Annotated in this window: 18 protein-coding genes; 16 read left to right on the forward strand and 2 right to left on the reverse strand. The window is 43.1% G+C overall.

All coding sequences use genetic code 11. From position 1 onward, the window contains the following. The first annotated feature begins 57 nt into the window (after positions 1-57). The 16 genes from YK48G_RS02680 (at position 58) to YK48G_RS02755 (ending at position 16,012) form a co-directional block, all read left to right on the forward strand. Positions 58-1,305, forward strand: a complete 1,248-nt coding sequence (locus tag YK48G_RS02680; RefSeq protein WP_203629173.1) for a hydroxymethylglutaryl-CoA reductase, degradative — start codon at positions 58-60, stop codon at positions 1,303-1,305. A 2-nt stretch (positions 1,306-1,307) separates the two neighbouring features. Then, positions 1,308-2,279: an IpaB/EvcA family protein gene (locus YK48G_RS02685; protein ID WP_203629174.1), complete on the forward strand. Its 972-nt coding sequence runs from the start codon at positions 1,308-1,310 to the stop codon at positions 2,277-2,279. Between the two features lie 281 nt (positions 2,280-2,560). Next, positions 2,561-3,277: an NAD-dependent protein deacylase gene (locus YK48G_RS02690; protein ID WP_203629175.1), complete on the forward strand. Its 717-nt coding sequence runs from the start codon at positions 2,561-2,563 to the stop codon at positions 3,275-3,277. A 174-nt stretch (positions 3,278-3,451) separates the two neighbouring features. Beyond that, on the forward strand, positions 3,452-4,297 hold the full coding sequence (locus tag YK48G_RS02695; protein WP_203629176.1) for a DUF72 domain-containing protein: 846 nt from the start codon (positions 3,452-3,454) through the stop codon (positions 4,295-4,297). A 117-nt stretch (positions 4,298-4,414) separates the two neighbouring features. After that, on the forward strand, positions 4,415-6,442 hold the full coding sequence (gene metG, locus YK48G_RS02700; protein WP_203629177.1) for a methionine--tRNA ligase: 2,028 nt from the start codon (positions 4,415-4,417) through the stop codon (positions 6,440-6,442). Positions 6,443-7,012: 570 nt separating this feature from the next. Continuing rightward, positions 7,013-7,789, forward strand: coding sequence for a TatD family hydrolase (locus YK48G_RS02705; protein ID WP_203629178.1), 777 nt, complete (start codon positions 7,013-7,015; stop codon positions 7,787-7,789). Next, positions 7,786-8,352, forward strand: a complete 567-nt coding sequence (gene rnmV, locus YK48G_RS02710) for a ribonuclease M5 (RefSeq protein WP_203629179.1) — start codon at positions 7,786-7,788, stop codon at positions 8,350-8,352. Before YK48G_RS02705 ends, rnmV begins: the two co-directional genes overlap by 4 nt. Next, complete coding sequence (rsmA, locus tag YK48G_RS02715; RefSeq protein ID WP_203629180.1) at positions 8,345-9,235, forward strand: 16S rRNA (adenine(1518)-N(6)/adenine(1519)-N(6))-dimethyltransferase RsmA; 891 nt, start codon at positions 8,345-8,347, stop codon at positions 9,233-9,235. Before rnmV ends, rsmA begins: the two co-directional genes overlap by 8 nt. A 97-nt stretch (positions 9,236-9,332) precedes the next feature. Then, complete coding sequence (locus tag YK48G_RS02720; RefSeq protein WP_203629181.1) at positions 9,333-9,581, forward strand: Veg family protein; 249 nt, start codon at positions 9,333-9,335, stop codon at positions 9,579-9,581. A 134-nt stretch (positions 9,582-9,715) separates the two neighbouring features. Continuing rightward, positions 9,716-10,576: a 4-(cytidine 5'-diphospho)-2-C-methyl-D-erythritol kinase gene (gene ispE / locus YK48G_RS02725; protein WP_203629182.1), complete on the forward strand. Its 861-nt coding sequence runs from the start codon at positions 9,716-9,718 to the stop codon at positions 10,574-10,576. A 210-nt stretch (positions 10,577-10,786) separates the two neighbouring features. Beyond that, on the forward strand, positions 10,787-11,470 hold the full coding sequence (locus tag YK48G_RS02730) for a metal ABC transporter ATP-binding protein (protein ID WP_203629183.1): 684 nt from the start codon (positions 10,787-10,789) through the stop codon (positions 11,468-11,470). Further along, positions 11,463-12,266 (forward strand): metal ABC transporter permease, encoded by an 804-nt coding sequence (locus tag YK48G_RS02735; protein WP_203629184.1) that lies wholly within the window; start codon positions 11,463-11,465, stop codon positions 12,264-12,266. The genes YK48G_RS02730 and YK48G_RS02735 overlap by 8 nt, the downstream gene beginning before the upstream one ends. 98 nt (positions 12,267-12,364) lie before the next feature. Beyond that, on the forward strand, positions 12,365-13,183 hold the full coding sequence (gene purR / locus YK48G_RS02740; RefSeq protein WP_203629185.1) for a pur operon repressor: 819 nt from the start codon (positions 12,365-12,367) through the stop codon (positions 13,181-13,183). A gap of 25 nt (positions 13,184-13,208) precedes the next feature. After that, entirely contained in the window at positions 13,209-14,585 is a 1,377-nt protein-coding gene (gene glmU / locus YK48G_RS02745) for a bifunctional UDP-N-acetylglucosamine diphosphorylase/glucosamine-1-phosphate N-acetyltransferase GlmU (RefSeq protein ID WP_203629186.1), read from the forward strand. Between the two features lie 78 nt (positions 14,586-14,663). Next, complete coding sequence (locus YK48G_RS02750; protein WP_203629187.1) at positions 14,664-15,644, forward strand: ribose-phosphate diphosphokinase; 981 nt, start codon at positions 14,664-14,666, stop codon at positions 15,642-15,644. After that, complete coding sequence (locus tag YK48G_RS02755) at positions 15,644-16,012, forward strand: DUF3899 domain-containing protein (protein WP_203629188.1); 369 nt, start codon at positions 15,644-15,646, stop codon at positions 16,010-16,012. The genes YK48G_RS02750 and YK48G_RS02755 overlap by 1 nt, the downstream gene beginning before the upstream one ends. 102 nt (positions 16,013-16,114) lie before the next feature. Here the strand turns inward: YK48G_RS02755 and yidA are convergent, their stop codons facing one another. After that, positions 16,115-16,921: a sugar-phosphatase gene (yidA, locus tag YK48G_RS02760; RefSeq protein ID WP_203629189.1), complete on the reverse strand. Its 807-nt coding sequence runs from the start codon at positions 16,919-16,921 to the stop codon at positions 16,115-16,117. 15 nt (positions 16,922-16,936) lie between these two features. Next, a complete protein-coding gene (locus tag YK48G_RS02765; RefSeq protein WP_203629190.1) occupies positions 16,937-18,271 on the reverse strand; it encodes an HD domain-containing protein in 1,335 nt (444 codons plus the stop codon). Positions 18,272-18,523 lie beyond the last annotated feature (252 nt).

Raw genomic sequence — 18,523 nt, forward strand, 5'->3', positions numbered from 1 at the left:
TGGCATCAAGAGAACTTCTTGACCAGCTCTTTGTGATTAATAATTGATGGTGATTAGATGAACTCAAAGTGGCAACATTTTTACCAAAAAACGTATCAAGAACGATTAGCGCTGATTGCCGAAGCGGCTGACTTAACAGCAAAGGAAGTTAACCAACTGGCAACGCAAAATTCACCAGCAAACAACCAATTGATTGAAAATTTTGTGAGCGACTATCCGTTGCCATCAGGTGTCGCGACTAATTTGGTTATTAACGGGAAAACCTATTTGGTTCCAATGGTGACCGAAGAACCCTCGGTAATTGCCGCTGCCAGTAATGGGAGTCAAATGCTAGCAGTCAACGGCATTTCGGCGCGGGTGATCAGCCGATTAATTGATGGCCAAATTATTCTTAAAGGCGCCAATTTTGATCAGCTGGAAACCTTTGTAACCGCCAACCGGCAACAGCTCTTTGAAGTCGCAAACCAAAGTCACCCCAGTGTGTTAAAGCACGGTGGTGGTGCTCAACGGGTCGCAATTCGGAAGTTGTCGACGCAATTTACCTCAATTGACCTATCGGTTGATCCCGGTGAGGCAATGGGGGCGAATTTGGTGAACACCATGCTGGAAGCAGTTTCCGGGTGGCTAAAGGATCAATTGGCCGTAAATGTCACCATGGCGATTCTGACCAATTTTGCCGCAGATAGTTTGGTGACTGTTTCAGGACTGGTTTCATTTGAACAGCTTGCCAAGGGGTCGCTTTCTGGAAAGGCTGTTGCTCAGCGGATTGCCGATGCCAGCCAAGTTGCTCAACTTGATCCACGGCGGGCAACCACGCATAATAAGGGTATTATGAACGGGATCGACGCTGCCGCCGTTGCCTTTGGTAATGATTGGCGGGCGATTGAAAGTGCCGTGCATGCGTATGCTGCTCGCAGTGGTCAATACCGCGGCCTGAGCCAGTGGCAGGTGTCCGATCGCGGATTAGCCGGCAAGCTGACCCTACCAATCCCCATCGGCTTTGTCGGCGGGGCCACTAGTGTATTTCCTTTGGCCAAAATCAATCAGCGAATTGCCAAGTTAACCTCTGCTGGAGAAGAAATGCAGCTATTGGCCGCCATTGGATTGGCCCAAAACTTGGCTGCCTTAAAGGCATTGGTAACTGAGGGAATTCAGCGCGGCCATATGAGCCTCCAACTCAAATCATTGGCGATGGCTAACGGTGCCACTGAAAGTGAATTGCCACAAGTGGTTGCCGAACTCAAAAAAGTCGCTCATGCGAGTGCTGGTGACGTCAAACAAATCTTAAAACAGTTAAGGAGATAATTATGGATAATCCAATTAACATTGAATTAAATGATCAAGTACAAGACTTGATTAATGCGGTCAATCACCTTTTTCCGGGGACTGCAACCGTGACTTTTCTTGGTAAGTTACAATCAGGCTACGTTCGCCACGATCAAGCTCAAACAGTCCAAGATGGGAAAAACATTATTGTTCAAATTGCCGATTTAAGTGCGCCAAATTACACGGCCTCCCATGAACTCTTACACTTATTAATGGTACTGCGGGGCTTTCCGCAAGTGTTTTATTCACTGACAACCGGTGACGATACTTTAGATGACCAATTAAAAATGATGGGAACAGAATTATATGACATCGTTTCTCACTTTGTGGTGGTTTCCGAACAGCGAAAACACGGCCTTATCAATGAGGACATCGAGCAGATGTATTTGAAGGGAATTTATGCAACCATTAAGCCGGAGCCGAATCCTTTAGACGACCAAATGATGTTGAGGTTAACGACTTTACTTGACGCCATGGTCTTTTATGGTGATAAGCTAAAGACGGTAGCTGATCAATTGAAAGGCGACTTCCCAATTTCCTACGCAGCGGCCGAAAAATTGTACGCGATTATTACAGATAAGCCAACGAACTCACCGTTTGGTCTGCGAAGAAATGTTGTCAAACTCTTCAAGGCTTTTGATGAACAGCTTAAGGACTGGGAATTACCTGCTCTCCACAACACGGAATTTACCACTTTAACCAGTGTCTTATCCGAACGTCAGCTAGGTTTAGAAGTTAAACAACTCTTTGAAGTTTATCATTCTGAGCTGGTCGAAATTAACAGTCAAACAAAGGCATATGTTGGCTTCAATCGAGTCGACGATCAAAATTCATTTGTACTCGCTAATCCAAAGGGTAATCAAGATAACCCGGAGTTTTTCAAACGGGTTTACAATCAAACTGTCAAACAATTATTTGATGATTTGAAGATGCCTTACATTATCAGAAAATAACATCGTATAGATGAAAGAATGATGCTGCGAGGTAGAACCTTACGAGTAGGTTGCCTACTTGTCCAAAAATCCAGGCCCGGGATTTCCGGCCAAGTCGCCTTAGGCTCCGCTTTCTAAGCGCTTTGCTTCGCTCACTTTTCTTAGGACAGCTACGCAAAGCAGAAAGCTCCGTGTAAGCACCTTAGCCAAAAATCCCAAGCCCGGGGATTTCCGCCTAAGGAGCCTTACACTCCGCTTTCTAAGCGCTTTGCTCCGCTCACTTTATTTTTAGGAGGGATACAATGGTTGATGAAGATATTCAAAGTGAATTTGATCATGCAAAGAAGATTGTATTTCTAACTGGTGCAGGGGTTTCAACAGCCTCTGGTATTCCTGATTATCGGTCTAAAGGTGGCTTGTACACCAACGATCGATCTAATCGGCCAGCCGAGTATTATTTGAGTTCTGATTGTTTACGCGATGAACCCAAAGTGTTTTACCAGTATGAAAAGAAAAATATGTACTATCCAGATGCCAAGCCAAATGTGATTCACGAAAAGCAGGCCGAATTTACCAAGAAAAAAGGGGCAACTGTCGTTACTCAAAATATTGATAATTTGTATCGGGAAGCCGGCACCAAGAATCTTGTTGAGTTTCATGGTAATCTTTATAATGTTTACTGCCAAAAATGTCGCAAAAAGGTTAATTATAAAGATTATTTAACCAGTATGTATCATCGTAACTGCGGTGGTATTTTACGACCAGACATTGTTCTTTACGGTGAAGGCTTAAATCCAAGTGCTATCTCGCAAAGCGTGGATGCCGTTTCAAAGGCGGATTTAATTGTCATTGTTGGAACATCCATGCGGGTTTATCCATTTGCCGGATTGATTGATTACCGTTCGGCTAATGCAAAGGTATTAGCCATTAATGAGGAAGCTCTAAGCTTTTCGTTTCCGTTTACAATGATTAAAGAAAATGCGGTTAAGTTCTTTAAAGATTTGAAAGTGACCGCGTAATAAAAGTGAGTGGTCAAAGCGTTGAGAAACTGTTGGGTTACTTAGGCGCAATGCCTTTTTTAAGCGATTGTTTTAAAATCGTATAACAGAAGATATTCGCAAAGCAAGCATGCTATTTTCGAGCGAATGTTGATCAATGTCGCTTAGTTAATGGACAAAAGGGGGGGAACTGAAATGATTACAATTGGTTTGACAACTTTTTCAGAACATCCATCTTTAATTCATGAAAACCGTAAAGTTCGATTAACTGAATACAGTGCTTATTTTCCGACTGTTGAGTTGGATACGCCTTTTTATGCGATCCCTAAAGCGGAGGTGATTGCCCATTGGCAGCAACAAGTACCCCAAAATTTTCAGTTTATCTTAAAAGCCAATCAAGTGATGACGCTGCATGATCAAGGAGGCAGTGACCCCGTCGATAATCAGGCTCGGTTGGCGGTGTTTAACGACTATAAGCGAGTTGTTGGGCCCCTCAACGCATCCGGTCAACTTAAGGCCGTTTTATTTCAATTTCCACCTTATTTTTCCCGCAGTGTGGCGGCAATCGACTACTTGCGCCGAATTCGGCAATTAATGCCTGGGTTTCCAATTGCAGTCGAGTTTCGAAATCCAAGCTGGTATGGCAAAGAAATTACGCGGGATGTCGCTGGCTACTTAAAGGAATTGGCAATTTCTTGGGTGGCAGTTGACGAACCACATACAACTAATATGGGCGTTGCTTTCGAACCAATGGTGACCAACGAGCAGCTATGTGTTTTGCGATTGCACGGTCGAAATGTTAAGGGCTGGTCGACTCGATCCAAGGACTGGCGAAAACAACGAACGCTTTATCGATACTCTGAAGCAGAACTCAAAGCATTTTGCCAAACTATTTTAGAACTTCAAGGAAAAACCAAGGAGGTCTGTGTGATCTTCAATAATAATTCTGGTGGCGATGCGGCGGATAATGCGCTTCAGCTTAAAAAATTACTAGGGATTTCGTTTGATCATCTATCACCATTGCAAATGGATTTATTCTAAATGACAACTAAGCGAAGATAGTGAACTGACTTTTTAATTTTCATCGCTATCGATCGCTTTTTTTGCTATACTTGATTGTAATTATTAAGATTATCAGTTTGGAAAAGAGGATCTTTCATGGCAGAAAGTAAGCCAACATTTTATATTACAACACCTATATACTATCCCTCAGGAAGATTACATATTGGTAACTCCTACACGACAATCGCTTGTGATGCCGAAGCTCGCTTCAAGCGGGCGATGGGCTACGATGTTTTCTTTTTGACCGGGACTGACGAGCATGGACTAAAAATAGAACAAAAGGCCGATAAGCTGGGGATGTCTCCCAAAGACTACGTTGACCAGATGGCTGCCACTATCAAACAGTTGTGGCAAAAGTTGGAAATTTCCAATACTAAGTTCATTCGAACGACCGATGACTATCATGAAAAAGCAGTGGCGGACATTTTTCAAGAATTACTCGACAAGGGCGATATTTATCTGGGCGAATACACTGGTTGGTACTCGGTTTCCGATGAGGAATACTTTACTGAAAGCCAGCTGGCAGAAGTTTATCGAGATGATGATGGTAAGGTGATTGGTGGCAAAGCCCCAAGTGGCCATGAAGTGCAATTGGTTCATGAACAGTCATATTTCTTTAAGATGAGTAAATACGCTGACTGGCTACTTCAATATTATCGGGATCATCCCGATTTTATCCAACCAGCGGCTCGAATGAATGAAATGATTAAGAACTTTATTGAACCTGGCTTGGAAGATTTGGCCGTTTCGCGGACAACCTTTCATTGGGGCGTTCCAGTCAAGTCTGACCCTAAGCACGTGGTTTACGTTTGGATTGATGCATTAACGAACTATATTACTGCTTTAGGTTATGATGGTAAGGATGACCGTAATTTCAAGAAATATTGGCCTGCTGACGTTCAGATGGTTGGTAAAGAAATTGTGCGATTCCATACGATCTATTGGCCAATCATTCTCCATGCACTTGGTTTACCGCTGCCCAAGAAAGTCTTTGGCCATGGCTGGTTATTGATGAAGGATGGTAAAATGTCCAAATCAAAGGGCAACGTTATTTATCCGGAAACGTTGGTTGATCGTTATGGTTTGGATGCGCTCCGCTATTATCTACTGCGGGCAATGCCATATGCTAATGATGGCTTATTTACGCCAGAAGATTTTGTTGACCGCCTAAATTATGATCTAGCCAATGATTTAGGTAACTTGTTGAATCGAACGGTTTCGATGATCAATAAATATGAAGGTGGCTTGTTACCTGAATTAAAATCCGGGGTAACAGATTTTGACAACGAATTAGAGACCACTGCTACTCAAGTTATCACACGCTATCAAGAGTTAATGGATGAGCTGCACTTTTCTGATGCACTAAGTGAAGTTTGGAAATTGGTTGCACAGTCTAACAAATATATTGATCAAACTGAACCGTGGCAGCTTGCCAAAAATCCAGATGACAAAGCAAAATTGGATTCCGTGATGGCTCATTTGGCTGCCAGCCTGCGGGTCATTGCAGAACTTATTAGTCCGGTCATGACCCATGCGCCAAAGGAAATTTTCAATCAACTCGGATTAGACGAAACCATCGACTTAAAGCACCTTGCCTTTTCGGATTTACCAACCGGCGCTAAGGCAGTTGCCAAAGGGACACCAATTTTCCCACGAGTTGACGTTGATGAGGAAGTGGCCTTTATTAAGCAGCAAATGACTCAAACCGATAAAGCAAAGGGGCGATCAGCAATGAAAGCCGCCGCTGAAAATGACTTTGATCCGGAAACTACCCAGTTGAATCTCAGTAAAAAAGAGGTTCGGTTTGATGCCTTTGAAAAGATCGAATTAAAAGTTGCTGAAATAAAGGATGTTAATAAAGTCCAAGGGGCCGATAAATTACTTCAATTCCGTTTGGATGCCGGTGACGATGGTGATCGACAAATTCTTTCAGGAATTGCTGAATGGTATCCAGACTTCAAGAAGTTGATTGGCCAAAAAGTCATTATTGTTGCCAACTTAAAGCCACGAAAAATGCGGGGGCAAGTTAGCCAAGGAATGTTACTATCCGTTGAACACAAGGATGGGCATGTCGAATTAGTAACGGTTAACCCTCAATTTGAAAATGGCATGACACTAGAATAAAGGTTAGTTAAAAAGAGTGGGACAGTTGCAGGCAAATGCCTCCTGTCCTGCTTTCTTGCTTAGTCGGCTAGCTCTGGCAAGCAGGGATCTCTGGATGGGTTCTTCTTGGCCAAAAATCCAAGCCCGGGAATTTCTGGTTGAGGAGGCTTATGCTCCAGTTTCTAAGCGCTTTGCTCCGCTCACTTTATTAGGACAGCTGCGCAAAGCAGAAAGCTGCACCTAAGCTCCTTTGTCCAAAAATCCAAGCCCGGGATTTCCGGCCAAAGAAACTTAGGCTCCGCTTTCTAACCGCTTTGCTCCGCTCACTGATTTTAGGACAGCTACGCAAAGCAGAAAGCTCCGTGTAAGCACCTCAGCCAAAAATCCCAAGCCCGGGGATTTCTGTCTGAGGAGCCTTACACTCCGCTTTCTAACCGCTCTGCTCCGCTCACTTTATTAGGACAGCTGCGCAAAGCAGAAACTTCCGCATAAAACATCTTGGCCAAAAATCCAGGCCCGGGATTTCCGGCTAAGATGCCTTATGCTCCAGTTTCTAACCGCTTTGCTCCGCTCACTTTACGAGGTAATTCAATGAAAATTTTTGATTCTCACACTCATTTAAATGATGAGTCACTATATCCACAAGCTGCTCAATATGCGCGGCACGCCAATCAGCTGGGCGTTGTTAAGTTGGCTAATGTCGGCTCCAATCAACTCTTAAATGATCGGTCACTTGAATTGGCGGCAACGTATCCCAATATGTATTCAATTATTGGGTGGCACCCAGAGGACTCGATTCATTATCACGAAGCCCAGGAACGACTATTGATTGAACAACTGCAAAGTCCATCCGTAGTTGCAGTTGGTGAAATTGGTTTGGATTATCACCAGACAATTTCACCGAGACACGTTCAAAAGACTGTTTTCAAGCGCCAAATTGAGATTGCCAAGCAGCTTCATTTACCAATTTCGGTGCATAATCGAGATGCGTTTGAAGATACTTATGCCATTTTAAAAGAAATGGCCGTTTGGCAGATCGGTGGGGTGATGCATAGTTTTAACGGCGACGTTGAGTGGCTAAAGAAGTTTCTTGACCTGGGGATGTCAGTGTCCTACAGTGGCGTTGCCAGCTTTAAGAAAACGCACGAAGTTCACGAAGCGGTTCGCCATACACCATTTGATCGGATGTTGGTTGAAACCGATGCGCCATACCTAGCTCCCGAACCATTGCGAGGTAAACAAAATGAACCAGCCTACACGTTATACACGGTCGAAGCAATTGCCAGGTTCTGTGATGTTAACCCTGAAATCATTGCTGACCATACTTATGAAAATAGTTTGCACTTATTTGGAATTGAGGATAAATGAAAAAAATAAAAGAAGTGATCGTCGTTGAAGGTAAGGATGACACTAAACGTATCCAGCAGGCAGTCGATGCCGATACAATCGAAACTAGAGGATCAGCCATTCCAGACGAAACGCTGGCACTTATTAAACAGTTAGCAGCAACTCGAGGCATCATCGTGTTTACAGATCCGGACTTTTCCGGCGAAAAGATTCGCAGGACGGTTGCCGAGGCGGTTCCTAACGCTAAGCATGCTTTTATTACTAAAAAACAAGGCGTGCCATCAAGGTCCGATGGTTCTCTGGGAGTGGAACATGCAAGCATTGAAGACATCCGTAGGGCCTTGAGTCGCGTTTACACCGAAGATGATTCGGCTACAGAGTTAATTTCTAGAGAAGAGCTTATGGCCCATGGCTTGATGGGTAACCCAGAAGCCAAGCAGCGCCGCCGGCAATTGGGTGAGTTACTAAATATCGGTTACGTCAATGGTAAACAGCTGCAACACCGTTTACGAATGTTTGGCATCACTCATGAGGCATTTATTGACGCAATTAGAAAAATTGATGGGGAGCATACAAATGACTGAATATCCTGCAATTGCCAGTCCTGCCAGGACGCAGGCAATATTGAACCGTTATCGGCTATCGGCCAAGAAAAGCCTCGGCCAGAATTTTTTAGTTGATTTAAACATTTTGACCAAAATCGTTGAGGCTGCCAAAATCAAAAAAACGGATGACGTCATCGAAATCGGTCCCGGCATTGGGGGCTTAACTGAACAACTTGCTCAGTCGGCTCATCAAGTACTTGGCTTTGAAATTGATCAAAATTTATTACCCGTCCTCAAAGAGACGTTGGCACCATATGATAATATTCAAATTCTCAATCAAGACATTTTAAAGGCCAATTTACCAAAAATCGTCGCCGAGTTGTTACCAGGTGATCGGCCGCTTAAAGTTGTAGCCAATTTGCCGTATTATATAACGACGCCAATTGTGATGAATCTATTGGCCAGCCCGCTTCACTTTGAATCAATTGTAGTGATGATGCAAAAAGAAGTCGCTGAGCGGTTAACTGCTTCGCCAAGTACGAAGGCTTATGGATCATTGTCTGTCATTGTCCAGGAAATGAATCAGGTGGATATCTCATTTATTGTTCCCAAAACTGCCTTTATTCCGCAGCCTAAAGTTGATTCGGCGATTGTAAGGCTAACCAAAAGAGAGAATCGGTCAGTGAAACCATTTGATGAAAAACGATTTGCCGGTTTTGTTCGGGGGTGCTTTATGCACCAGCGAAAAACCCTTTGGAATAATCTATTAGGATTTTTTGGTAAAGCGGATGATACTAAGGAAACGATAACTAAAGTGTTAAATTCAGTTCAAATTAATCCAACTGACCGCGCTGAGCAACTGACTGTAACGCAATTCGTGCAATTATGCAATGCCTGCCACGATAACGGCATCTTAAGCTAATCTTTAGATTATTCTGGTTGCAACGAAAATGGGATTGTGGTAAAATTTGCATTTTCATAACTCATGTGGTATAGTAAATTATCGTGAGGTGAGTTGGATGCCAGTTACTTTATCAGTGATCAAGCATAAGATGGACGGCCACATTGGCCAACACGTTTTAGTAACTTCGCAAATTGGCCGAAGGAAAACTACAAAACGTCATGGGATTTTAAGGGAAACTTTTCCGGCAATTTTTGTCGTTGAGCTGGACCCGGGGAAGTCTAGCTTTGAGCGCGTCTCTTATAGTTATACGGATATTTTAACTAAAAATATCGAAGTCGACTTTGACGTTGCCCAGGCAAATTAGTAAGATGCGTCATTTCGGGGGCCAAATGGCCTTTTTATTTTGCCCTTTTCTTCTTGATAGTCACTGACAACTAGGCGATTATTTAGTATAATTTTTATAATAATAAGTAATTCATAGCAGGGGTGGTGGCGTAAATGAAGAGAATCGTTCGGGCTCCGGCCAAATTGAACCTAGGACTTGATACGCCCTTTACCCACCCCGATGGGACAATCGAATGGCGAATGGTGATGACCTCCATTGGCTTAAGTGATCACGTTCAGGTTGAGACGAACCACTCGGAGATGATTCAAATTATATCTGATAGTGGCTTTTTGCCGAATGATAAACGGAACTTAGCGTACCAGGCAGCTCACTTGTTTTTACAGGAAACGGGTATCACTAGCGGATTAACAATTAAAATTAAAAAGCGTATTCCAGTAGCTGCCGGTTTGGGTGGGGGGTCCTCGGATGCTGCGGCGGTTTTAAGAGCACTCAATGAGATGTTTATGACCCACTTATCGCTCGAAGAAATGGCTCGATTGGGGCTACAGATTGATTCCGACGTCCCATATTGCGTCTATGGGCGGACGGCGTTAGTGAGCGGCCGTGGCGAGATTGTGACGCCATTAAAGCCGTTACCAAAGATGTGGTTTGTTCTTGCTAAACCTAACGTGAGCGTTTCAACCCCGCGAATTCTTCGCCGATTGCGTTATTCCAGGATTAATCATCCAGAGATTGATCAGTTATTAGCTGGCATTGCGCAACAGAATTATCACCAAATTGTGGCGAATCTTGGGAACACGCTAGAGCCGATCACAGCGGCAAGTCATCCGCAAATTCGAATCATCAAGGATCGGCTATTGAAGTATGGTGCCGATGGTTCTCAAATGAGCGGTAGTGGCCCAACTGTTTTTGGTGTTTGTCGTAGTGAGTCACGAGCCAAACGGATCTATAATAGTATTTCTGGATTTTGTCATGAAGTCTATGTCACTCAGCCAACGTGTCACGATAACTAATAACTTTTAGCAAGCATTTAAACGGGTTAAAAGACTGATATCAGAGCGAACCCATCTTTTTAAATCACGCGATAATTTTTAGGGTTGCCAAACCCATTTTTTGGTCCGGCAGCCCTTTTGGTTTGTCTTTTGTGATTGACAAACTGCAATTTTACTCTAAACTAAAATAGTAATTGTTACTTTTTACATTAACTGTTGGAGGGATTCGATTTGAGCGAAACGTTAATTTCAGTTGAAAACTTATCACTAAGTTTTCCTAATCACCCCGTTTTATCCGACTTGAGTTTTCAAGTCAACCGTGGTGACTTTCTGGGTGTCATCGGCGAAAACGGCATCGGTAAAACCACTTTGGTGAGGGTGATTTTAGGACAATTGCGTCCTTCCGCCGGTAAGCTGGTCATCCAAGAAGGTGTTAAGATCGGGTATGTGCCCCAGTTTAGGAATGTTGATATTGAATATCCGCTATCGATTAAGGACTTCATCGCGCTTAACTTTACTGGCATTAAGTTGCCCTGGCTATCTAAAAAGGAGCGTCAGCGGGTTAAGAAAGTCATCCAACAGGTTGGGCTGGCTAAGATTGCCGATCGACCATTGGGACTTGCTTCTGGTGGTGAAAAACAAAAAGCTTACCTAGCCCAGGCGTTGATTAATCAACCTGATTTACTTATCCTTGATGAGTCAACGGCTAGCCTTGACCCAAACACAAAAAAAGAACTCCTAGATGTCGTGTTACGGTTGAATCGAGAAATGGGATTGACCATCTTTTTTGTTTCTCATGATATGCAGATGATTCATGAGTATCCAGATCATTACTTGTGGCTGCAAAAGGGCAAGTACGAGTTTGGTTCGATTAAAAATTTGCACAATGAAAACAAGGAGGGCCAATATGTTTAGTTTTGAATTTATGCAAAACGCCTATTTAGCTGGTACCCTAATTGCAATTGTCAGCGGGATGATGGGCGTCTTTGTGATTGCCAGAAATATGCCATTTATGACGCATACATTATCGGAAATTGGATTTGCTGGTGCCGCTTTTGGGATTTTTGTTGGCTGGACGCCACTAAATGGTATGTTGGCGTTTACTACCGTGAGTTCCATTATGGTCGGTGAGTTAAGCGGCGCAGTTGAATCCAGGCGAGAGTCGGTTATTAGCGCCATTTCGGGGTTGTTTATTGGCTTGGGTATCCTTTTTTTGTCACTATCCCGCAAAAACTCCAGTTATGCCACAAATATCTTGTTTGGAAGTGTCATTGGCATTAGTCGGCAAGACGTGATTCAAATGGCGGCCCTCTCCGTTTTGGTATTAATTGTTTTATTGCTCATTTATCGCAATCTGAAAGATGATTCGTTTGATTCAGTCGGCGCACAAACCAATCATATCCATAGTCGCCTCATCTCTTTGGTCTTTTTAGTTATTCTGGCCTTTAATGTAAGTGTTGCGGCTCAAATCGTTGGGTCACTATTAATTTTTGTTTTGTTAACCCTGCCAGCATCAAGTGCTAAGTATTTTACGCATACCGTCGTTAGGATGATGGGATTGGCAATTATCTTTGCATTATTCGGTGTTTGGATCGGTCTTTATTTAGGTTATTTAACTAACTGGCCAGTTACATTCTTTATCGCCGCAATTGAAGCGGTCATTTATGGTGTTTCGCTTTTCTATAACTTTATTCGCAGTAAGAGTGAATAAAAGACTATCAATTCCGGTTAATTTCCGATATAATCCCCTAAAGACGAACATTTATGATAAAATTTTGTTAGATGTTACATAAAATAGAGGTGGAATTTTTGAAAGTACGAAGAAGCGACCGGTTAATTGATATGACCAGGTACTTGCTTGAGCGGCCCCACACGTTGGTGCCGCTGACGTTTTTTGCTGACCGATATGGGTCTGCCAAATCGTCGATTAGTGAAGACTTAACCATTTTAAAAAGGACTTTTCAAGCTCGGGGGACGGGCTTACTCGAAACAATTCCTGGTGCCGCAGGTGGGACCCGCTTTTTGCCTTATATTTTAAAAGAAGAGGCCGAAGAGGTCGTTAATCATCTCATTAAACAAATGGCATCAAGCACGCGGTATTTGCCTGGTGGTTACGTTTATATGTCTGACTTATTGGGCAGCCCGGCAACTTTGCGCCAAATTGGCCGAATCTTTGCCACCCAGTATTTAAATCAGGATGTTGATGCCGTGATGACAATTGCGACTAAGGGCGTGCCGATTGCCCAAAGTGTGGCTGATTTCTTAAACGTCCCGTTTGTAATTGTCAGACATGACACCGAAATTACTGAAGGCTCAACTGTAAATGTCAATTATGTTTCGGGATCGTCGACAAGAATTGAAAAGATGTCGCTGTCTAAACGAAGTCTAAAGGCTGGATCCAATGTCTTAATCGTTGACGACTACATGCGTGGCGGTGGCACTGTTGGTGGGATGATCTCGATGGTTGAAGAATTCGACGCTCATTTAATTGGTGTTGGCGTCGTGGCGGAAAGTACGGCACCAGATGGTCGTTCGATCGGCAACTATACGTCATTGATGCGAGTTGATGCTAAGGACAATCAAGTGATTTCCCAACCTGGAAATTATTTAGAAAAGATTTTTAATTAGAATGTATTGGGGAGAACAATCTATTATGGCAACAAAGAACACAATCATACTTGCAGCAGGAAAAGGGACTCGAATGAAGTCCAAATTGTATAAAGTTTTACACCGCTTATGCGGCAAAACAATGGTCGACCACGTTTTATCAGCAGTCGAAGGGGCTCACATGGATAACATTGTCACGGTTGTTGGCTTTGGCGCTGATGCGGTTCGAGACAATTTGGCTGATCGAACGCAATACGTTGTTCAAGAAAAGCAACTAGGAACGGGGCATGCAGTTTTACAAGCTGAGCAGTTATTAGGACATCTTGACGGGATGACGATGGTTGTCAGCGGCGATACCCCGCTTCTAACTACCAAGACGTTCGAAAACTTATTTACCTATCATCAAAATAAAAAGGCCAAGGTCACGATTTTGACGTCCAAAGCCCCCGATCCGACTGGTTATGGGCGAATCGTCAGAAATGACTTGGGGATCGTTGAAAAGATTGTTGAGCAAAAGGACGCCACTAAAGAAGAACAGGCAATCGATGAAATTAACACAGGGGTTTATGTTTTTGATAACCGTGCGTTATTTGAAGCGTTGCACAAGATTAATAATCATAACGCCCAAGGTGAATATTATTTGACCGATGTGATTGAAATCTTGAAGTCAGAAGGTCAAACGATTGCGGCTTATAAAATGGCGGATTTTGATGAATCAATGGGAGTCAACGATCGGATTGCATTGGCCCGGGCAACTAAAATTATGCGCTGCCGAATTAATCGACGACACATGTCAGCTGGCATTTCGATGATTGACCCAGAGCGGACATATATTGATGCAGACGTCAAAATTGGCCCGGATACGATTATTGAGCCTGGTGTCCAGCTGAAGGGAAATACCGTGATTGGCGAAGATTGCTATATTGGTGCCAATTCTGAGATTCGGGATTCGATCATTCATGATCATGTTCGAATCACCTCATCATTAATTGAACATTCGGAAATGCTTGATCATTCAGACATTGGCCCGAATAGTCATTTGCGACCGGAAGCCTTCATTGGCAAGCACGTTCATTTAGGTAACTTTGTAGAAATTAAAAAGGCCTCAATTGGTGAAGGTACTAAGATTGGTCATTTAACCTATGTTGGAAATGCTAAGCTTGGTCGAAATATCAACGTTGGCTGTGGGGTGATCTTTGTTAACTATGATGGTGCCCATAAACACGAAACAACCGTTGGTGATGATTCATTCATTGGCAGCAATTCGAATCTGATTGCCCCACTGGAAGTTAGCGACCATTCATTTATTGCGGCTGGGTCTACTATCAATCGTCAAGTTAATCAGTATGATATGGCGATTGCCCGTAGCCGGCAGACAAATAAACCGGGATATTTCAAAAAATTACCTTATCAAAAGGATTAACGCTGAAATTTTGGGCGAAAACAATGTATAATCAATGTGGGAAAGCGAATTGAACTAAAAAACGTATGGGAGGATCATATGTCTCAGCAATATTTTGATTCTAAACTTAAAATTTTCGCGTTAAACTCGAACCGGCCCCTGGCAGAAAAGATCGCTGAAACTGTGGGGGTCCCCCTTGGGAAGACCTCAGTTGACAGATTTAGTGACGGTGAAATTAGAATTAACATTGAAGAAAGTATTCGTGGCGATAATATTTTTATTATTCAATCCACATCGGCACCGGTTAATGATAATTTAATGGAACTGTTGATCATGGTGGACGCTTTAAGGCGGGCCAGTGCAGGAACGATCAACGTAGTGATTCCTTATTATGGCTATGCCCGCCAAGACCGAAAGGCTCGCTCTCGAGAGCCGATTACGGCCAAGCTCGTGGCAAATATGCTACAAGTTGATGGTGTGGATCGGGTCGTTTCATTAGATTTACATGCGGCTCAAATCCAAGGATTCTTTGACATCCCGGTTGACCATTTAATGGGGGCACCATTACTGGCAGATTATTTCATCAAAGAGGGCTTTGGTAGTAATGATGTCGTTGTCTCACCCGATCATGGCGGTGTATCACGGGCCCGTGCGCTGGCAGAATTTTTAAAGGCACCGATTGCAATTATTGATAAGCGGCGCCCGGAAGCCAACGTTGCCGAAATTATGAACATTATTGGTGATGTTGAAGGTAAGCGGTGCTTGATGATCGATGATATGATCGATACGGCTGGCACAATTACCTTAGGTGCTCAGGCGTTAGTAGACGCTGGCGCTTCGGAAGTTTACGCTTGCTGCACGCATCCGGTATTATCCGGACCGGCAATTGAGCGGATTCAAAAATCACCAATCAAGCAATTGGTAGTTACGGATACGATCCAGTTACCCAAAGAAAAGCAATTAGATAAGATTAAGCAAGTTTCTGTGGGTCCCTTAATTGGTGATGCCATCAAACGGATTAATGAAGATAAGCCGGTCAGTCCGTTATTTAGAAATCGATTCCGTGGTGATAAAAGTTAATGGTTAAAAAGCTTAAAAGTAATTTAACGGCAGTCTTTGTTGTTAGTATTATTGTGGTTAATTTACTATTGGTTTTAGTTGGTGTTCCAAAGATTGCATTAGGGAATGCAGACTTTTTGCTGGGATTATTTTTAACGGTTCTAGCGTCGATTTTTGTTGTGGGATCTGGCCATCTATTTACTGGGTGGCGATTGATTCCGCGAAAAAAACAATCTGATCTTGAAACCGAAAATCAACCTCAACCACCTAAAGCCAAAGAGGTTGCTTCAATCAAGAATCAGCCGATCAAGGTTAATCGTTACGCACGGTTTTGTTTATCCACTGGCGGTGTGTTAATTGTCCTTGGTGTCTTGCTGACAATTATATGATCTAATTTAAATTTTTATCAAAATGTGAATAAAAAAATCAGGATCAAAGCAACCTGAACGTTGCTTTTGGTCCTGATTTTAGCTTTAAATGGTCCTGATAGATTATAGCAGGTACTTCTTGAGTGCATAGGCAACCCCGTTTTCCGTGTTAGGCTTGGTGATAAACGAAGCAGCCGCCTTCACCTCATCGATACCATTACCCATCGCCACCCCCAAGCCAGCATATTTAATCATGGTGAGGTCATTTTCTTGGTCGCCCAAAGCCATCACGTTATCGGCTGTTAAGTCCAATTTCGTTGCCAATTCGCTCAACGTCTTTCCTTTATTGGCTTGCTTACTCATTATTTCGATAAAGAAGGGTTCGCTTTGGACAATGTAGAGCTTATCACGCAGCGTAGCCGGCAATTGCTGGTTGGCTTTTTTTATCAGTTCTGGGTGATCAATCATCATTACCTTTGAGATAACTAAGTTACTGGGAATATCTTCCGGTGATCGATATTTAACCGGCAGCCTGACTAAGTAACTCTCACCAATTGTGTAAGGACTTAGGTCACGATTGGTTGCGTAAATGCTGTCGATGGTTTCGAGCTGATAATGGACGCCAAACTTTCTGCTGAGCATTTCCGTTTCTAAAAAGTCGTTATAGCTTAAAGTGTGATGAACCAACACATCTCCGGAGAGGGTTTGGGCCATTGCACCATTAAAGGTAATGGCAAATTCGCTGGCGCCACTGATCTCCAAGCGGTCTAAATATGGTTGAACGCCGGACAAGGGCCTGCCGGTGCATAAAACGACTTGAATACCCTTTTCTCGAACGGCTTTAATGGCAGTAATAGTTGGTTCTGCTAATTGATGCTTCTCATTTAATAACGTGCCATCAATATCGATGGCAACCAATTTGATATCCATAGGGAAATCGCTCCTCTAATTAATTAATTGATCGTTTCTGATGTGGCGGTTAAACTCATCATATTCTGGTTGAAATAAATCAACATTTTCTGCCGGTCGCAAAATTTCTCTGGGGAAAAAGAAACGTCTATCACCGCTTTGACGATCAGAAATAGCGGCGACAATGGGGCTGGTGGCTGAAAGGGCCACTAAACTTCCATCGGCTTGCATCAATTGGATCTGCTTTTTACCAGGCCGATAAGCATCATAAGGAAGGTCGAAACTATTGTCAACAGCCGTATAATACTGGGGATTAAAACCGGACTGTTCGATGATTTTTCGCAATCGTGGTAATAAAGATTGAGTTGAGTCATCAAACTTGACGGATTTCAAAGGTTTTCGATCAATAAATCGACTGGCCAGATTACTCAACAAATCATCCGGATATCGTTTCCAATGAATGAAATAAGTATTCAAGACGCCGTCATCTAATTGCAAATAATCATCTAAATTAAAGTCATGACGGGAAAATGGTAATAGTAGGTAAGGTGTTTGGGGATTATCCTTGATATTGGTACTAAAAATTTCGTTTGCCCGTTGTAATAGTCGGTTCAAGACAACTTCCATCGCCCGAGAAACGGGGTGAAAGTAAACTTGTTGATACATTTGAAAGCGGCTGACGATGTAGTCTTCGACAGCGTGCATCCCACTCATTTCAAAACAAATTCCGTCTCGATAGGGCCGCATGACTTCCAAAATTCTTGAAAGGTCAAATGTTCCGTACTTAACGCCAGTATTATAAGCATCTCGAAGCAAATAATCCATCCGATCGGCATCTAGTTGACTCGAGATCATTTCAACTACTTGTTTATTTGGATAAGTTTTGTTAATCACGCTGGCGACTTTTTCAGGAAAGTCCGGTCCAATTCGCTGAAGGACTTGATTGATTTCGGTTGTTGGCGAAGTAATGATTGCTTGAGTAATGTGTTCGTGGTTAGTGCCAAAGATGTGTTCAAAAGTATGTGAATAGGCCCCGTGACCAATATCGTGGAGTAAGGCGGCACACAAAGTAACCAGTTTTTCAGAATCATCCCATAAACCATCGCCGGGCGTTGTTGATAAAAAATTTTCTTCAAATGATTCGATAATCCGCCGAGCAATTTCGTAAACTCCCAATGAATGAGCGAAACGGCTGTGTTCGGCACCGTGAAAGATCAACGAAGTGGTTCCTAATTGATGAATTCGCCGTAATCGTTGAAATTCACTGGTGTTGATTAAATCTAAAATTACTCGGTATTTGACATGGACATAATTATGAACCGGGTCGCGAAAAACTTTTTCTCGTGTAAGCAATTGATGTGCGTAATCCAAAAAGTTACCTCCTATAAAAATAGTGAGCGGAGCAAAGCGGTTAGAAAGCGGAGCCTAAGCCTACTTGGCCGGAAATCCCGGGCTTGGATTTTTGGCCAAGATGTTTTATGCGGAAGTTTCTGCTTTGTGCAGCTGTCCTAAGTAAAGTGAGCGGAGCAAAGCGGTTAGAAATCGGAGTGTAAGGCTCCTTGGCGGGAAATTCCCGGGCTTGGAATTTTTGTTCAAGGTGCTTATGTGTAGCTTTCTGCCTGG

It is taken from the genome of Lentilactobacillus fungorum (assembly GCF_016860605.1).
Classification (GTDB): Bacteria; Bacillota; Bacilli; order Lactobacillales; family Lactobacillaceae; genus Lentilactobacillus; species Lentilactobacillus fungorum.